Below are 16,656 nucleotides of genomic sequence, written 5' to 3'. Positions count from 1 at the left end.
CCTTTGGGACAGCTCCTTTGTTGTATGTTTACGTATATCGTATATTGTGTAGAAGCACGCTGTTTTTTGTGTGAAATAGATTGTTCTAGACGTTTCTTTCCTTGTACGCATTTATCATATTCGGCTTGTTTTTGTATTCTCTCACGTTCCTTTTGTTCACGATAATTTGAATAGTTTTCCTTTTGTTCATTCTCCAATCTGTACTGCATTTCACTCCCTTCGTATAGATAATGTGAAGGTCAACTCTGTTTTTTGGAAAATAATTGAACATGATCTAAAAAGACTTGAATGGCTTTGGAAGGGATAAAGTATTTACCGCGAACGATGGAGAAAGGACGAATGAGTTTTTCGTTTGGAACTTCGACATGAAAAAGCTCTCTCGCTTGCAGCTCTTTTCTTACGGTCCAGTCAGAAAGTATTGCGATGCCAAGCCCCGCGGCAACGGCTTCTTTTACACTTTGAATACTGCTAAATGTAAAGAAACGCTTCATTTTTAAATGATGCTGATGGATAAAGCGATCGCTATAGGCGCGTGTTCCAGAGCCAGTTTCTCTGAGAATCCATACTTGATCTTGTAAGGTTGTTTCGTTGATTGCTTGTGTACGTAGCAGGGGATGATTGGGCGGGACGACAAGTTTCATTTCATCTTCCATAAAGGTTTCTACATTCATATTGGTATATACGACTTGTCCTTCTACTAAGCCAATATCAATTTGATTGGAACGAATGTTTTGAAGGACTTCTTCTGTATTGGAGATAAATGTATGTACTTCTACGCGCGGATTCTCGTTAGCGTAACGTGCTAATATTTTTGGAAGTAAGTATTCACCAATTGTAAAGCTAGCCCCGATACGCAGTGTTCCTGTCACAACATTATGTAATTCGTTAATTTCTTGTTTTGCCTCTTCATAAAGAGATAGCATCTGCTTTGCATGTGTGTATAAAATGTTGCCAGCTTCCGTAACTTGAACATGTTTTGGAGAGCGCTGAATGAGCGTAGTACCAAATTCGTTTTCTAAATTGCGAATATGCATGCTGACGCCTGGTTGTGAAAGGTTTAATAGTTCCGCAGCACGAGAGAAATGTTGTTGCTCGACAACGGTAACAAATATTTTTAAAATATCGACGTTCATTGGCCTTACCCCTTTACTTATAGTGTTATGACTGTGTAGGTGCACTGCTTCTGCTTTTTCTTTCATTTTATCATAAGTTTTTATGATGATTGAGATTGTATATTGATATTAAACTTATTATTGAATCTCTTCTATAATGTAAATATAAAGAACATGCATGTTTCAATACGATTATTGGGGTGGTATAAAGTGGAACAGACACTTGTTATACAAAAGAAGAAGCGTCTCGGTTTTTCGCAAGGAATTGGGATTACGTTATTGATTGCCATTGTCGCGAAATATTTAGCGGAGCTTCCATTTTTAAATATTATGGGACAATTAGTAATTGCTATTCTAATTGGGATGATTTGGAGAGCTACAATTGGTATACCTTATGAAGCAATCGCAGGAACGAGTTTTGCGAGTAAGAAGTTACTTCGCTTCGGAATTATTTTACTTGGTATGAGATTAAATTTAGTTGATATTGCTAAGGCAGGACCAAAGGTGTTGGTTATTGCCGCAATTGTCATTGCCTTTACAATTGTTGTTGTATACACATTAACGCGTGTTTTTAAAGTAGATAAGACGCTTGGAATTTTAACAGCATGCGGGACAGCAATTTGCGGCGCGGCCGCGGTCGTGGCAATTGCACCGCAAGTGAAAGCGAAGGACGATGAAACGGCGGTCGGTGCGGCAATTATTGCAATTCTAGGTACAATTTTTACACTGATTTATACTTTATTGTATCCGGTTCTTGGTCTATCTCCATATGGTTACGGGGTATTCTCTGGAGCGACGCTGCATGAAATTGCACACGTTATCGCCGCGGCGGCGCCAGGCGGAAGCACGTCTGTTGATATCGCGGTTATTGTAAAGTTAACGCGCGTTGCTATGCTTGTACCAGTGGCGATTTTAATTGGAATATGGTTTGGACGCAGCGAAGGTAACAAGCAAAAGGGTTCATGGCGTGACCTTCCAATTCCATGGTTTATCTTTGGTTTTTTAGCAATGAGTGCGGTTCATTCGTTAGGAATTATACCGGAGTTCGTTGCAGGTTATATCGTAGTCCTTGCTTACATGCTCATTGCGATGGCAATGGCGGGGCTTGGTTTAAATGTAGAGTTTAGGACGTTCCGTAAATTAGGAAGTAGAGCATTTGTCGCAGGGTTAATAGGATCTGTTTGTCTTTCTGTTCTCGGGTATATTCTTGTATATGCGTTAGGCTTTATGTAAGGTAAGAAAAGGAGGCATAATCGGTATGCCTCCTTTTCTATTTCATAAATGCTCCCACATCACAATGTAAAAGGCCAATCATAATGGATAATTCTTTTTCTACTTCAGTAAATTGTTCTTCTTTTACAAGCTGGATAATCTTTTGTGTACGTCTAAAGCGAAATGGGCGTACAACTTGTATGATAAGAGGTAAGGCTTCCTTTTCAAGTGTAGATAATGGTCGCTCTTTCATATAGGCTGATAAAAATTCATAAAACCAGTCGTCTTGTTCATCCCCCATAAGTTCATATGCTAAAAAAATAGCTTCTCCGGCGAGATGGTTAATGAAAACTTCATCACCAGCAATATTGAAATCAATAAGGGATTGAAATGCACTGTTATGATTTAGCAAAATATTGTTTGGAGAGAAGTCACCTTGCACTGCACCTTTCGGAAGAGTATTCCACAACTTTTGCAAGGTCGCTCGTTTTTCATAAAACTGAAGAAAAACTTCTTCTACTAGTGCTTGATTGATTTCTTTTCGCTGTAAACTTTCCTTTAGACTATTTGCCTCTAATTCCACATCATCATAAATGCCAGGTACATCTGAAGTGTTTCCGCCGAACATCCCCCAATAAGTTCCGTATTTAAAATGGATATCATATGTCTCAGAAATTTTATGTGTTTTACCTAGTAGTTTACCCAGTGTATGTAATAATTGCTTATTCACTTCTTGGTCCTCTAACTCTCTTCCTGGCATCCATTCTTCTACTGTAACAGGAAAAGAATTTTTGATTGTATGGGCAGGTAAATAGTATAGTCCGTCGTTTGTTTGGAAGCGCCCGGGTACTGGAATTCCGTTTTCAATAAAGGCGCGGCAAAGTAGTCCTTGTGTTTGAAGGCCATCAATTGTAGTGAAAGAGTCTTTGTAAAATCGGATTAGTACTTTTTTTATCGGTGTTGAACATATGATGAGGGTATCTTTGTCTTTGGAAGCGCGTATGACTTCGTAGTGAAACGGTTCTTGTAGTATATCGAAATTCTGCAAAATAGCTTGAATCATAGATCTTTCGAACATGTTGGTAGCCTCCGATAAGAAATAGTTTCTTTACATATTTCCATATTGCTAAAATATTTCCCTCTATTTTGTAAAGATATCTTTACTTGGAATTGGAAAATATTTATAATAAAAGTAAAGATATCTTTACTTTTAAAGGTGGATCTTATGAGTGTAAAAAACAAAATTAAAGAATTAAGAAAGCAAAATCACATAACGCAAATTGAAATGGCAAAAGCAATGCAAGTGACAAGGCAAACGATTGTAGCAATTGAAAATCACCATTACAATCCGAGCTTGGAATTGTCGCTGAAGATTGCCAAATATTTTGGGATGAAGGTGGAAGAAATATTTACGTTGGATTAAGGGGGAAGAGAGAATGAGAATGCAAGATGAATACGAAAGACATCAATCAGATAAAGCCTTTAAATATCTAGGATTTTTTTACGCAATAAGCTTAGCGATATGGGGTATGTATAATTTGATTGTTTACGGGAGAGCTGGAACGCCATTTATTCTTTTTGTAATAGGACAGTTTATATACTTTTTTGTGAACTATTGGCCGAAATGGCAGTTTAGAAAGGTAGAAGAGAATGAGTAGCGAGGTATGTTCTATATATACATCAATTAAAAAAACGATATACCCCCCCTTTTTTAGGAGGGAGAGGGCATCTGGCCATGTATAAAGTGGTCAGGGACTTTTTCTGCCACATGCGAGGTAAAAACAGAACGAGCAAACGAGTGTAGGTTACCTTTTATTCTGCATAGCAGAGATTTAGATGTCGAAAAATTAAAATGGATTTATATACAAATAGATAAATAAAGGGAAAACGGGATGGGATTACCGATTTTATCCCGCAAAAGCTGTTTACATGAAGCGTGTAAACAGCTTTTTTGAATTTTTTCACAAAAATACTTGAAAGTTACGTTACGTCATCTTTTACAATGAAGAGGAAAGGGTGATGGAAATGATTTCGATTCAGGAACTTACAAAGGAAACGGGTGTTACTGTAAGAACGCTACGTTATTACGATCAAATAGATTTATTAAAGCCAAGCGGGAAAACGGACGGAGGCCATCGGTTATATAGTGAAGCGGATGTGATTCGGTTGCAGCAAATTTTGTTTCTAAAAGAAATGGGTTTCTCATTAAGAGAGATTACGAATATGTTAGTAACAGATGAATTCAGCTTAAAAGAATCATTGGAAAAACAACTTAAGTTTGTACAACAAGAGCAGAAAAAGTTCAACCGAATGGAACGGATTTTGCAAGCTGTTGTGTATTCAGCTGAGCTAGAGGGAGAATTAGATTGGAGAATCATGTTTGAACTCATTCAACTTTCAAGGCAGTCTCCTCGTATACGCGAAATATTTCAAAAAAAGACATTTTTAGACGAGGAGCAAAAACTTCTTCGCAATTTGCCGAATATGAGCGAGGAAGATGAAAACGTTCGAGAATGGGTTGAGTTGTTAAAACAGTTGCGTGGCTTTATGAAAGAAGGCAAGGATGCATCGCATGATGAAGTGCAAGAAGCTACAAACAAACTAATGGCGAAGTGTCTGGAAATGGCGAATGGGGATGAAGCATTTTTAGATAAATTGTGGGAAGTAAGAAAATCAAAGGAAGATTCAAAGAAGATGAATATGTATCCAATTGAAGAGGAGCTTTTAATGTATATGGATGAAGCTTTTCGTATATATGATGAGAGGGAGAAGGGGAAATGAGTATACTTGCAGAATATCGTTGGTATTTTTTAATTGGTGCAGAAATTGTATTTTGGATATCGGCAATTGGATTTTTTGTACTACGTTATGGTTTTCGTTTACAGAAAGCGAGTTTTATCGCAGGCATTGTATTGCTTTTAAATGAAGTGTTTATTTTAGCGCTGGGCGCCATTGATTATTATCACACAGGTCAGTTTTCTAACTTTCAAATTATTACCGTAATTATATTATTATATGCGCTTTTATATGGAAAAAAAGATCTAAAAAAATTGGATATATGGGTACGAAAACTTGTTGCAAGATGGCGGAATGAGCCGATGCCTATAGAAGAACAATTACAGGTTACGGGCTGGGCTTATACAAAGCAAGAACTGGGACAATGGAGCTTACATCTTATTTTGTTTACTGCTGTTCATATTGTATTTTTCTTTATGTATGGACTCGTACCAATTGAACAGTGGGGAGATTGGTTTGAGAAAGGGATTGTTTTAAACCAAGGAGCTAGTCGTGTAAGCAAGGTATGGGGTATTGTACTTCTTATTGATACGATAATTACATTTTCATATGTCATTTTTCCAAAAAAAGAAAAAAAACTGCTGTCCTAATGGGACAACAGTTTTTTCATTATGCAACGTCTTCTTTTTGTTTAGTTTGTAGCGTACTATTTTTATAACCGTAACTGAAATAAACAACAAGTCCAATTATAAGCCATATCACAAAGCCAATCCATGTGATTGCAGGCAGTTGCAATGCGAGGTATCCACAGAATAGAACAGCTAAAGCAGGAATCCATGGTACCAATGGCACTTTAAAAGCACGCGGTAGTTCTGGTTGTTTTTTGCGTAGGATAATTACTCCAATTGATACAACGATGAATGCGAATAATGTACCGATATTTGTTAATTCTGCTAGTTTATTTAAAGGAACGAAACCAGCAAAGAAAGCAACCATAGTGGCAGTAATCCAACTATTAATAACAGGTGTTTTTGTTTTTTTGTTTACACGGGAAAGTACTTTTGGTAGTAAGCCGTCTCGGCTAATTGCGTAAAATAAACGTGTTTGTCCATATAGCATAACGAGTAAAACAGTTGTAATACCAGTAATTGCTCCTAAAGAAATGAAACCAGCAACCCAATCTTGGTGAATGTATTGTAGTGCGAAAGCAACAGGATTTTTAACACCTAACTGATCGTAAGGCACAATTCCAGTCAATATCAATGAGACGACAATATATAGTATGGTACAAATTGTTAAAGAAGCAATAATCCCAATCGGCATGTTGCGCTGTGGATTTTTTACTTCTTCAGCAGCTGTTGATACAGCATCAAATCCGATGTAAGCAAAGAAAACAGTTGCAGCGCCAGTTGTTACACCAGAGAAACCAAACGGCATAAATGGTGTCCAGTTTTCAGGTTTCACATAGAAGGCACCTACACCGATAAATAGTAAGACAACAAAGAGTTTAATAGCTACCATGATAGCATTAAAGCGAGCTGATTTTTTTGCTCCCCTTGTTAATAACAATGTCATTAGAAAAATGATACAGATTGCTGGTAAGTCTACATATGTTCCAGCTGCAGGGTTATATGCGCTTGTTAAAGCGGTAGGTAATGTAATCCCGAATCCGCTCAATAGTCCTTGGAAATATCCAGACCAGCCTGATGCAACAGCTGACGAAGCCAATCCGTATTCTAAGATTAAATCCCATCCTAAAATCCAAGCAATTATCTCTCCAAACGTCGCATAGCTATAAGTGTATGCACTGCCAGATACCGGTACAGTTGATGCAAATTCAGAATAACATAATGCCGCAAATACACAGGCTAAACCGGATAAAATAAACGATAAAATAAGTGCTGGTCCTGCGTGTTCTGCTGCGGCGACACCGGTAAGAACGAAAATCCCAGTTCCGATAATAGCACCTACCCCTAACATGGTAAGATCGAATGCGCCGAGTTCTTTATTTAAAGATGCCCCTTTTTGTTCGGACTGTGCTAACAATGCTGAAATGGATTTTTTGCGAAATAGATTCATATCGTTTTCTCATCCCCTTTTATTTAAAAATTCCGAAAAACATAACTTCATTTTGTCGCATAATGTCGAATCCTTGTAGTTCGTATTCTAATGTGAAAAAATAACTTTGTAAATAATTATTTTTTAGAAAATTCTACCTTTTCTGTATTTGTCGGCGTATTTACATTGCTCTTCCAGTTCATTTCGTGTTGAATGATAGTATAAAGTCAAAACGGGCTGGAGAGGATTCATATGAGAAAAGGAATTGCTTTATTGTGTTTTCTATTTTGTATCGGCAGTTTAGTAGGGTGTGTATCTTCTACAAAATCAACGGGAGATAATCAGAAAGATGATATAGTTGAAAAAGTGAGCGGAGTGACTAATTTAGATAAGTTTGAGAAATTTCTTGTTCATGTTAAAAATGGTCAGTCGGATAAAGTACGCATCGTACATTATACCGATGAAGGAGATCCAATCTTTCAAACATTGGATTATGATGGAATGAATATAAACTATACGTTTGATGATTCAAATGATAAGTTTGGTAGTACTCATAAAGGAAAAAAGAGTGATGTGTGCAGAGGAATTCTAAAAGAGGAAAGCAAGGAAAGCGTAAATTATAAATTAAGTGAATGCCAAAAAGATCTTGAATACATAAACTATTTTTTAGTGAAGGTGCCTAATGAATGAAAAAGATATTTACATGTAAAATCTACCATTTGTGAAGGGCGTTTTGAAAAAAAGGTATGCAATATTAAGAAGATGAGTTCTGTATCAACAGAAGTCATCTTCTTTAAATTCCATTTATATCTATAATGATCTCTTAATTTCATTTTCCAACTGAGTAAAAGACTTACAAGGCTTTATTTGTGGATGCGTGAATGAGCTGCTGTTCAAATTTAATCTTTCAAAATTTTTATTGAAAATTCGAAGTACTAGGAGTATCATATTACATATTCAAATATTTGAAGATGTAATATGATACTTTTTCAAATTAAGGATAAGTAATGGAGGTATTTGAATGGGAAACGAAATGCAAAAATTTAAAGCTGATTTCTTTAAAGCCTTAGCACATCCTTTGCGAATAGGCATTTTAGAATTATTGTCAGAGGGTGAAAAAAGCGTAAATGAAATTCAATCGATTCTTAATAAAGAAGGTTCAGCTGTTTCTCAACAATTAAGCGTACTACGTTCAAAAAATATTGTTGTTGGTACCAAAGATGGGAAACGAGTTTTATATTCTTTACGAGATCCTATGATTGTGGATTTACTGGTAGTTGCAAAGAGAATTTTTAACAATCATTTAATCGATACAATTTCAATGTTAGAGGAACTAGATGAAGCAGAGCGTGAATTGATAGTTAAGGAGGGTTAGGTTGAACATTGAAGTTAGGAAAGAAGATGTCATTCAACATGGAATAGAAATATTTCGCTCAATAGGAGCTTATCACGTTTGTAGTATTTGTATTAAAAGTGGAAATTCTTGTTGTTTCTTATGTCAACATTTACAAGATGGAGTTGGATGTCAAAAAAGAAATACAGCTTGTACAGCCTGGTTATGCGGAATTCAGAGCTTTTTATTTGACCAAATAGGATTACTAGATGAATGGAATCGTTTGTGGAGTGAAATTCCAGGGCAAATGTTTCGTAGAGATATTACCCCAGATACAGTAAAGATTACATCGTTTATAGATATGAAAAAGCTAGATAGCCGAGACGGATTACTTTTAGCAGAAAGATTAAAATCCTACGTACAAGAAGGCGGAGATATAGGTAAATTAGAACGGCATTTAAGCAAAACGTATAACAAATATTAGGCTGATACTCTCTTTGTAACGAGATAGAGAGCGTTTAAATGTATTTGTAATACAAATTTATCACAAGAAAGTATTCTTTCAGAAGAAAAGAAGTACGATTGATTAAAAATAGAAAAGAAGGTTTTGTAATGAAAGGGTTATTTACGGGAAGGTTTGAAGGGTATTCATTAGGACATTTTCAAAAGGATCTTCTTTCTGGAATGATTGTCGGAGTCGTCGCGATTCCACTTGCTATGTCTTTTGCTATAGCTTCTGGCGTTAAGCCGGAGTATGGAATTTATACAACATGTATTGCCGGGATACTCGTTTCGTTATTTGGTGGTTCAAAGTATCAAATTGGAGGGCCTACAGGTGCTTTTGTTCCGATTCTTTTAGGGATTGTAATTACCTATGGGTATGAAAATTTACTATTGGCCGGTTTATTAGCCGGAATTCTCTTATGCCTTATGGGAATTTTTAAATTAGGATCTTTAATTAAATTTATCCCACGCCCTGTAACAATTGGTTTTACATCAGGTATTGCGGTTGGTATCTTTACGGGACAAATTGCTAGTTTTTTAGGTCTAACAGGTATAAAAAAGCATGAGGCATTTATAGCAAATCTAAAGGAAATCTTTATCCATATTGATACCATCAATTTTTATAGTATTATAACTGCTTTGATTTGCCTTTTTGTTATATTGATAACTCCAAAGATTTTGCCAAAAGTACCCGGTTCATTAGTAGGTATTATTATTTCAACTGTAATTGCAATTGTATTTTTCTCGGGTCAGGTACCTACTATTGGGACGGCATATGGTATGATTCCGAATACACTTCCTCAGTTTCATATCCCGGAAATCACATTAGAGCGTATAAAACAGTTAATGGGCCCTGCATTTGTTATCGCCATGTTGGGTGGTATTGAATCCCTTTTATCCGCTGTCGTGGCAGATGGTATGACAAATAGTAAACATAACAGTAACAAAGAGCTTATTGGTCAAGGAATTGCCAATGTTGTTACATCATTATTTGGAGGTATCCCAGCAACTGGAGCGATTGCCCGCACAGCAACTAATATTAAGAGTGGGGCTGTATCTCCGATGTCAGGTGTTATTCATGGAGCATTTGTGTTATCCACACTTCTACTGTTAGCGCCATATGCCTCACATATTCCACTTGCTAGTATGGCTCCTATTTTAATGGTGGTAGCTTGGAATATGAGTGAACAAAAACATTTTGTTCACATACTTAAGATGAAGACAGGGGATTCCCTTGTATTGCTTGTAACATTTTTGCTTACTGTATTTACTAGTTTGACAACAGCTGTGGAAATCGGCCTTATTTTAGCTGTTATTTTGTTTACAAAACGTATGAGTAATATGCTTGTCATATCTAAAGTGCTTCCTGATCATACAAAAAAGAATGAAAAATTGTTACCGGATGTGGTAAATAAGGCACATGATTGTCCACAAATTAGTATTTACACAATAGAGGGCCCACTATTTTTTGGTGCTGCTCAAACATTTGAACAAAATATTTTAGGGACTATTCATTATAAGCCGAAAGTTTTAATTTTACGTATGGGAAAAGTTCCGTTTATTGATACAACAGGAGAAGCATACTTTAGAAATATTATTCAGCATTTTAAAAAACAAGGTGGCGTACTTCTCATCTCAGGAATTCAATCCGAGTTAAAAATAACTCTAGATAAGAATGGATTGTACAACGAGATCGGGGAAGAAAACTTTTTTGATCATACAGGGGAAGCTATTAACTGCGCTCTAGAACATTTGAATACGAAAAAATGTATAGGGTGTAAGCATTTTGCTTTTCATGAATGTACCGGGCTTTCTCAGCAAGTTAATATAATAAATAATAAAACCAATGCATTGGATTTTTAACATTCATTTAATATACAGAGCTTATTTAATTTACTCTTTTAATGATTTTATAAAAGATAAATATGGAGGAAATAAAAAATATGTCTAATTTACCAAATTGCCCAAAATGTAATTCAGCATACACTTATGAAGATAGAAATCTTTTTGTTTGTCCAGAGTGTGCTCATGAGTGGACTTTAGAATCAGAAGCAGAAAACAATGGGAATACAAAAGTTGTTAAAGATGCAAATGGAAATGTATTAAACGACGGTGATTCTGTGACAGTCATTAAAGATCTTAAAGTAAAAGGAACTTCATCAGTTGTGAAAATCGGTACAAAAGTGAAGAATATCCGTCTAGTTGATGGAGATCATGATATTGATTGTAAAATTGATGGTTTTGGAGCCATGAAATTAAAATCTGAATTTGTTAAAAAAGTATAAATGATTTTTCATAAAATAGAATTTCGACCACTACAAATAAATTAATAGCACAGAGCCGATTTATCCTTTAGCGTACAGTTCAAGGAAATCGGCTTTTTCTTTGCAGAATTTTGCTTAGCGTATGAAATTTGCGGTTTGTTTTAAAATGAATGTCGAATTTTTTACCGAATATTTGTTCGTTTCCTTGGTTTTTTTCTGAGCGTTCGTGGTAAAATGAGAATACAGATTTTTTACGAGGAGGTCGGATTTGTTGGAACATCAATTTGAAATTGTCTCAGAATATTCCCCGCAAGGTGACCAGCCAAGAGCGATAGAACAGCTTGTAACAGGGATTAAAAATGGTAAGAAACATCAAGTGTTGCTTGGAGCGACAGGAACGGGTAAGACATTTACGATTTCAAATGTCATTAAAGAAGTGAAGAAGCCAACACTTGTAATGGCTCATAATAAAACGTTAGCAGGACAGCTATACAGTGAGTTGAAAGATTTCTTTCCGAACAATGCGGTGGAATATTTTGTTAGTTACTACGATTATTATCAACCGGAAGCGTATGTACCACAAACCGATACATTTATTGAAAAAGATGCACAAATTAATGATGAGATTGATAAATTGCGTCACTCAGCAACATCGGCTTTATTTGAACGAGATGATGTCATTATTGTAGCGAGTGTGTCTTGTATTTACGGTTTAGGTTCTCCAGAAGAATATCGTGAACTTGTTGTCTCTTTACGCGTTGGTATGGAGAAGGAACGTAATCAATTGCTTCGTGAACTTGTTGATGTGCAGTACGGCCGTAATGATATTGACTTCCAGCGTGGAACGTTTCGCGTGCGCGGGGATGTAGTTGAGATTTTTCCAGCATCCCTTGATGAACATTGTATTCGGATTGAGTTTTTTGGCGATGAGATTGATCGTATTAGGGAAGTGAATGCACTAACAGGTGAAGTATTAGCAGAACGTGAGCATGTGGCAATCTTCCCGGCATCTCACTTCGTTACACGCGAAGAAAAAATGAAAGTTGCCATTGAAAATATTGAAAAAGAATTAGAAGAACGTTTAAAAGAATTAAATGATAATGGCAAGTTGCTAGAAGCGCAGCGGATAGAGCAGCGGACGCGTTACGATTTAGAAATGATGCGTGAGATGGGCTTTTGTTCAGGGATTGAGAACTACTCCCGTCATTTAACGCTTCGTCCAGCTGGTTCAACACCATATACATTGTTAGACTATTTTCCTAAAGATTTCCTCATCGTGATGGATGAGTCGCATGTAACTGTGCCACAAGTAAGGGCGATGTATAACGGAGATCAGGCGCGTAAGCAAGTGCTTGTTGATCATGGATTCCGTCTGCCATCAGCGCTAGATAATAGACCGCTTATGTTTGAAGAGTTTGAAGAGAAAACGAATCAAGTTGTGTATGTATCAGCAACGCCGGGACTGTATGAACTAGAACTTGCACCGGAAGCTGTGGAGCAAATTATTCGTCCAACTGGGCTTTTAGATCCGAAAATTGATGTAAGGCCAATTGAAGGGCAAATTGATGATTTACTAGGAGAGATACAAGACCGTATTGCGAAAAATGAGCGCGTATTAATTACGACATTAACAAAGAAAATGTCAGAGGATTTAACAGATTACTTAAAAGATGTTGGGATTAAAGTAAACTATCTTCATTCTGAAATTAAAACGTTAGAGCGGATTGAAATTATTCGCGATCTTCGCCTTGGTAAGTTTGATGTGCTTGTCGGTATTAACTTGTTGCGAGAAGGGCTTGATATTCCAGAAGTATCACTCGTAGCTATTTTAGATGCGGATAAAGAAGGTTTCTTACGTTCAGAGCGATCATTGATTCAAACAATCGGTCGTGCCGCACGTAATGAAAACGGTCATGTAATTATGTACGCAGATCGCATAACGAAATCGATGGGAATTGCGATTGAAGAGACGAAACGCCGTCGTCAAAAGCAAGAGGCTTACAATGAAGAACATGGTATTACGCCGAGAACAATTCAAAAAGAAGTGCGTGACGTGATTCGTGCAACAGCAGCAGCAGAGAGTGCGGAAGTATATGAAGCGGCGCCTGCTAAGAAGATGACGAAGAAAGAACGAGAAAAAACAATCGCGAAGATGGAAGCGGAGATGAAGGAAGCGGCGAAAGCACTAGACTTCGAGCGCGCAGCTGAGCTAAGAGATTTACTGCTAGAATTAAAAGCGGAAGGGTGAAGATAGTGAGCAAAGATTTTATCGTTGTAAAAGGTGCGAGAGCGCATAACTTAAAAAATATTGATGTAACCATTCCGAGAAATCAGCTCGTTGTTGTGACAGGTCTGTCTGGTTCGGGAAAATCATCATTAGCATTTGATACGATTTATGCAGAAGGGCAGCGCAGATACGTGGAATCTTTATCCGCGTATGCGCGCCAGTTCTTAGGTCAAATGGATAAACCAGATGTGGATACAATCGAAGGGCTGTCTCCAGCGATTTCAATTGATCAAAAAACGACGAGTCGTAACCCTCGTTCGACAGTTGGGACAGTGACGGAGATTTATGATTATTTACGACTATTATTTGCACGAATTGGGACACCTATCTGTCCGAATCATGGGGTTGAAATTACATCGCAAACTGTAGAGCAAATGGTAGATCGTGTACTTGAATATCCAGAGCGTACGAAATTACAAGTGTTAGCACCGATTGTGTCAGGACGTAAAGGTACGCACGTGAAAGTATTAGAAGATATAAAGAAACAAGGTTATGTCCGTGTTCGTGTCGATGGAGAAATGCTTGATGTATCTGAAGAGATTACATTAGATAAAAATAAGAAGCATTCTATTGAAGTCGTAATTGACCGTATCGTTGTAAAAGAAGGGGTTGCAAGCCGTCTTGCAGATTCTCTTGAAAGTGCATTGAAACTTGGAGGAGGCCGTGTATTAATCGATGTGATTGGAGAAGAAGAACTTTTATTTAGTGAGCACCATGCTTGTCCGCATTGTGGTTTTTCAATCGGTGAGTTAGAGCCACGTATGTTCTCTTTCAATAGTCCATTCGGTGCATGTCCGACTTGTGATGGGCTTGGTTCGAAACTAGAAGTAGATTTAGAACTTGTGATTCCAAACTGGGATTTATCATTAAATGAGCATGCGATTGCTCCTTGGGAACCGACAAGCTCACAATATTATCCGCAATTACTGCAATCTGTTTGTAATCATTACGGAATCGATATGGATATGCCTGTTAAAGATATTCCGAAAGACTTATTTGATAAAGTACTGTACGGAAGTGGAGAAGAAAAGGTGTATTTCCGTTATGTGAATGACTTTGGTCAAGTGAAAGAAAGCGACATTTTATTTGAAGGGGTTATTCCAAATATTGAACGGCGTTATCGTGAGACGAGTTCTGATTATATTCGTGAACAGATGGAAAAGTATATGGCGGAGCAAGCGTGTCCGAAATGTAAGGGTGGCCGCTTGAAGCCAGAAAGCTTAGCTGTTTTTGTTGGCGAGAAAACAATTGCGGATGTAACGAAGTACTCAGTTCAAGAGGTTTATGATTTCTTCTCAACCATTGAACTAACAGAAAAACAAGAAAAAATTGCTCGTTTAATTTTACGTGAAATTAAAGAGCGTGTAAGCTTCTTAATTAACGTAGGGCTTGATTATTTAACTTTAAGCCGTGCCGCAGGGACGTTATCTGGTGGTGAAGCACAGCGCATTCGCTTGGCGACACAAATTGGCTCTCGTCTTACGGGCGTACTATATATTCTAGACGAGCCTTCCATCGGGTTACATCAGCGTGATAATGACCGTCTAATTCGTACATTGCAGGAAATGCGTGACTTAGGGAATACGCTCATTGTTGTTGAACATGATGAAGATACAATGATGGCTGCCGATTACTTGCTTGATATTGGTCCTGGCGCAGGGATTCATGGTGGGCAAGTTGTATCAGCAGGCTCGCCAGATGAAGTGATGAATGATGATAAATCATTAACAGGCCAATATTTAAGCGGTAAGAAGTTTATTCCGGTTCCACTTGAAAGACGAAAAGGGGACGGCCGTAAAGTTGAAATTATTGGTGCGAAAGAAAATAACTTAAAAAATGCGAAAATGTCATTCCCGCTAGGTACATTTGTAGCGGTAACAGGTGTGTCTGGTTCTGGAAAGAGTACGATGGTGAATGAGGTTTTATATAAATCGTTAGCACAGAAATTGTATAAGGCGAAGAGTAAGCCAGGGGCTCATAAGCAAATTAAAGGTCTTGAGCATTTAGATAAAGTCATTGATATTGATCAATCACCAATCGGACGTACACCACGTTCAAATCCAGCGACATACACAGGTGTGTTCGATGATATCCGTGATGTGTTTGCTCGAACAAATGAAGCGAAGGTACGTGGATATCAAAAAGGACGCTTTAGCTTTAACGTGAAAGGCGGACGTTGTGAAGCGTGCCGCGGTGATGGGATTATTAAAATTGAAATGCATTTCTTACCAGATGTATATGTTCCGTGTGAAGTATGTCATGGTAAACGTTATAATCGTGAAACACTAGAAGTAAAATATAAAGATAAAAACATTTCTGAAGTATTAGGAATGACGATTGAAGATGGAGTAGAATTCTTTGCGAACATCCCGAAAATTAAACGGAAGTTACAGACGCTCGTAGATGTAGGACTTGGCTATATGAAATTAGGTCAGCCGGCTACTACGCTATCAGGCGGTGAAGCGCAGCGTGTGAAACTAGCATCTGAATTGCATCGCCGTTCTACAGGCCGTACGTTATATATTTTAGATGAGCCGACGACAGGTTTACATGCGCATGATATCGCACGCCTTCTAGAAGTATTACAGCGCCTTGTTGAAAGTGGTGAGACAGTGCTTGTAATTGAGCATAACTTAGATGTGATTAAGACAGCTGATTATATTGTTGACCTTGGTCCAGAAGGTGGAGACAAAGGTGGACAGATTGTTGCATCAGGTACACCGGAGCAAGTGGTCAAAGAAGAGCGTTCGTATACAGGGAAGTATTTAAAAGAAATTTTAGAACGTGATAAAGCTCGTATGAAAGAGAAGATGAAAGAGGTTGAAGTAGGGAGCTAAGCCAATTGGCTGGCTCCTTTCCTTATTTTTGGTATGTTGTAGACAAAGGGTTTAACTGGACTTATGTACAAACGCATGAAACGGGATGGTATGGTTCTTATTTAGCTGGGAAAAATGGTAAGATTGTAAGAAAACTACTTTAGAGTGATAGGTATACAAATATGAGGGATGGAATAAGCTTTTATATAATTCTATTTTGGTTTCCTACCATATAAGTCACGGCTATGAAAAACAAAAGGTGATCTACACTCGTTTTCTCATTTTGTTTTTACATGGCATGGGGCTAAAAAAGGTCCTGACTGCTTCTATGCAT

General features: G+C 37.4%; 16 protein-coding genes and 1 pseudogene. 13 read left to right on the top strand and 4 right to left on the bottom strand.

Going from position 1 to position 16,656, the window contains the following annotated elements:
• Both V7183_RS14990 and V7183_RS14985 read right to left on the bottom strand, forming a co-directional pair.
• Positions 1 to 188: pseudogene (locus tag V7183_RS14990) on the bottom strand (hypothetical protein); the annotation flags it as partial.
• A gap of 51 nt (positions 189 to 239) precedes the next feature.
• Positions 240 to 1,133, bottom strand: a complete 894-nt coding sequence (locus tag V7183_RS14985; RefSeq protein ID WP_335360018.1) for a LysR family transcriptional regulator — start codon at positions 1,131 to 1,133, stop codon at positions 240 to 242.
• A gap of 189 nt (positions 1,134 to 1,322) precedes the next feature.
• Between V7183_RS14985 and V7183_RS14980 the strand changes: the two genes are divergently transcribed.
• Positions 1,323 to 2,345 (top strand): YeiH family protein, encoded by a 1,023-nt coding sequence (locus V7183_RS14980; RefSeq protein ID WP_335360017.1) that lies wholly within the window; start codon positions 1,323 to 1,325, stop codon positions 2,343 to 2,345.
• Between the two features lie 37 nt (positions 2,346 to 2,382).
• On the opposite strand, the gene V7183_RS14975 is transcribed toward V7183_RS14980, so the two are convergent.
• Complete coding sequence (locus tag V7183_RS14975) at positions 2,383 to 3,402, bottom strand: phosphotransferase enzyme family protein (RefSeq protein ID WP_335360016.1); 1,020 nt, start codon at positions 3,400 to 3,402, stop codon at positions 2,383 to 2,385.
• A 147-nt stretch (positions 3,403 to 3,549) separates the two neighbouring features.
• Between V7183_RS14975 and V7183_RS14970 the strand changes: the two genes are divergently transcribed.
• The 4 genes from V7183_RS14970 to V7183_RS14955 all read left to right on the top strand — a co-directional run bounded on the left by V7183_RS14970 (position 3,550) and on the right by V7183_RS14955 (position 5,710).
• Positions 3,550 to 3,747: a helix-turn-helix transcriptional regulator gene (locus V7183_RS14970; RefSeq protein WP_335360015.1), complete on the top strand. Its 198-nt coding sequence runs from the start codon at positions 3,550 to 3,552 to the stop codon at positions 3,745 to 3,747.
• 19 nt (positions 3,748 to 3,766) lie between these two features.
• Entirely contained in the window at positions 3,767 to 3,982 is a 216-nt protein-coding gene (locus tag V7183_RS14965; protein WP_335360019.1) for a hypothetical protein, read from the top strand.
• Positions 3,983 to 4,343: 361 nt separating this feature from the next.
• Positions 4,344 to 5,105 (top strand): MerR family transcriptional regulator, encoded by a 762-nt coding sequence (locus V7183_RS14960; RefSeq protein ID WP_097899295.1) that lies wholly within the window; start codon positions 4,344 to 4,346, stop codon positions 5,103 to 5,105.
• Positions 5,102 to 5,710 carry a hypothetical protein gene (locus tag V7183_RS14955; protein WP_335360014.1) on the top strand — a complete coding sequence of 203 codons (609 nt, stop codon included), beginning with the start codon at positions 5,102 to 5,104 and terminating at the stop codon, positions 5,708 to 5,710. Before V7183_RS14960 ends, V7183_RS14955 begins: the two co-directional genes overlap by 4 nt.
• Before the next feature lie 19 nt (positions 5,711 to 5,729).
• On the opposite strand, the gene V7183_RS14950 is transcribed toward V7183_RS14955, so the two are convergent.
• Entirely contained in the window at positions 5,730 to 7,139 is a 1,410-nt protein-coding gene (locus V7183_RS14950) for an amino acid permease (RefSeq protein WP_335360013.1), read from the bottom strand.
• A 231-nt stretch (positions 7,140 to 7,370) separates the two neighbouring features.
• On the opposite strand from V7183_RS14950, the gene V7183_RS14945 reads away from it, so the two are divergent.
• The 8 genes from V7183_RS14945 to V7183_RS14910 all read left to right on the top strand — a co-directional run bounded on the left by V7183_RS14945 (position 7,371) and on the right by V7183_RS14910 (position 16,486).
• The gene (locus V7183_RS14945) at positions 7,371 to 7,808 is read left to right on the top strand and encodes a DUF4362 domain-containing protein (protein ID WP_335360012.1); all 438 of its coding nucleotides are present in this window, start codon (positions 7,371 to 7,373) and stop codon (positions 7,806 to 7,808) included.
• 331 nt (positions 7,809 to 8,139) lie between these two features.
• Positions 8,140 to 8,493 carry an ArsR/SmtB family transcription factor gene (locus tag V7183_RS14940; protein ID WP_335360011.1) on the top strand — a complete coding sequence of 118 codons (354 nt, stop codon included), beginning with the start codon at positions 8,140 to 8,142 and terminating at the stop codon, positions 8,491 to 8,493.
• A 1-nt stretch (position 8,494) separates the two neighbouring features.
• Positions 8,495 to 8,935: a DNA mismatch repair protein gene (locus V7183_RS14935; protein WP_335360010.1), complete on the top strand. Its 441-nt coding sequence runs from the start codon at positions 8,495 to 8,497 to the stop codon at positions 8,933 to 8,935.
• A 128-nt stretch (positions 8,936 to 9,063) separates the two neighbouring features.
• Positions 9,064 to 10,818, top strand: a complete 1,755-nt coding sequence (locus V7183_RS14930) for a SulP family inorganic anion transporter (RefSeq protein WP_335360009.1) — start codon at positions 9,064 to 9,066, stop codon at positions 10,816 to 10,818.
• 80 nt (positions 10,819 to 10,898) lie between these two features.
• On the top strand, positions 10,899 to 11,240 hold the full coding sequence (locus V7183_RS14925) for a zinc ribbon domain-containing protein YjdM (RefSeq protein WP_097899288.1): 342 nt from the start codon (positions 10,899 to 10,901) through the stop codon (positions 11,238 to 11,240).
• Positions 11,241 to 11,490: 250 nt separating this feature from the next.
• Positions 11,491 to 13,467 carry an excinuclease ABC subunit B gene (gene uvrB / locus V7183_RS14920; protein ID WP_335360008.1) on the top strand — a complete coding sequence of 659 codons (1,977 nt, stop codon included), beginning with the start codon at positions 11,491 to 11,493 and terminating at the stop codon, positions 13,465 to 13,467.
• Positions 13,468 to 13,472: 5 nt separating this feature from the next.
• Positions 13,473 to 16,343 (top strand): excinuclease ABC subunit UvrA, encoded by a 2,871-nt coding sequence (gene uvrA / locus V7183_RS14915; protein WP_335360007.1) that lies wholly within the window; start codon positions 13,473 to 13,475, stop codon positions 16,341 to 16,343.
• 5 nt (positions 16,344 to 16,348) lie between these two features.
• The gene (locus V7183_RS14910; RefSeq protein ID WP_335360006.1) at positions 16,349 to 16,486 is read left to right on the top strand and encodes a DUF4275 family protein; all 138 of its coding nucleotides are present in this window, start codon (positions 16,349 to 16,351) and stop codon (positions 16,484 to 16,486) included.
• Positions 16,487 to 16,656 lie beyond the last annotated feature (170 nt).

This window comes from Bacillus sp. JJ1127, from assembly GCF_036965845.1.
Classification (GTDB): domain Bacteria; phylum Bacillota; class Bacilli; order Bacillales; family Bacillaceae_G; genus Bacillus_A.
Note: the sequence above shows the minus strand (reverse complement) of the source record. Positions and strands in the feature narration are given on the sequence as shown.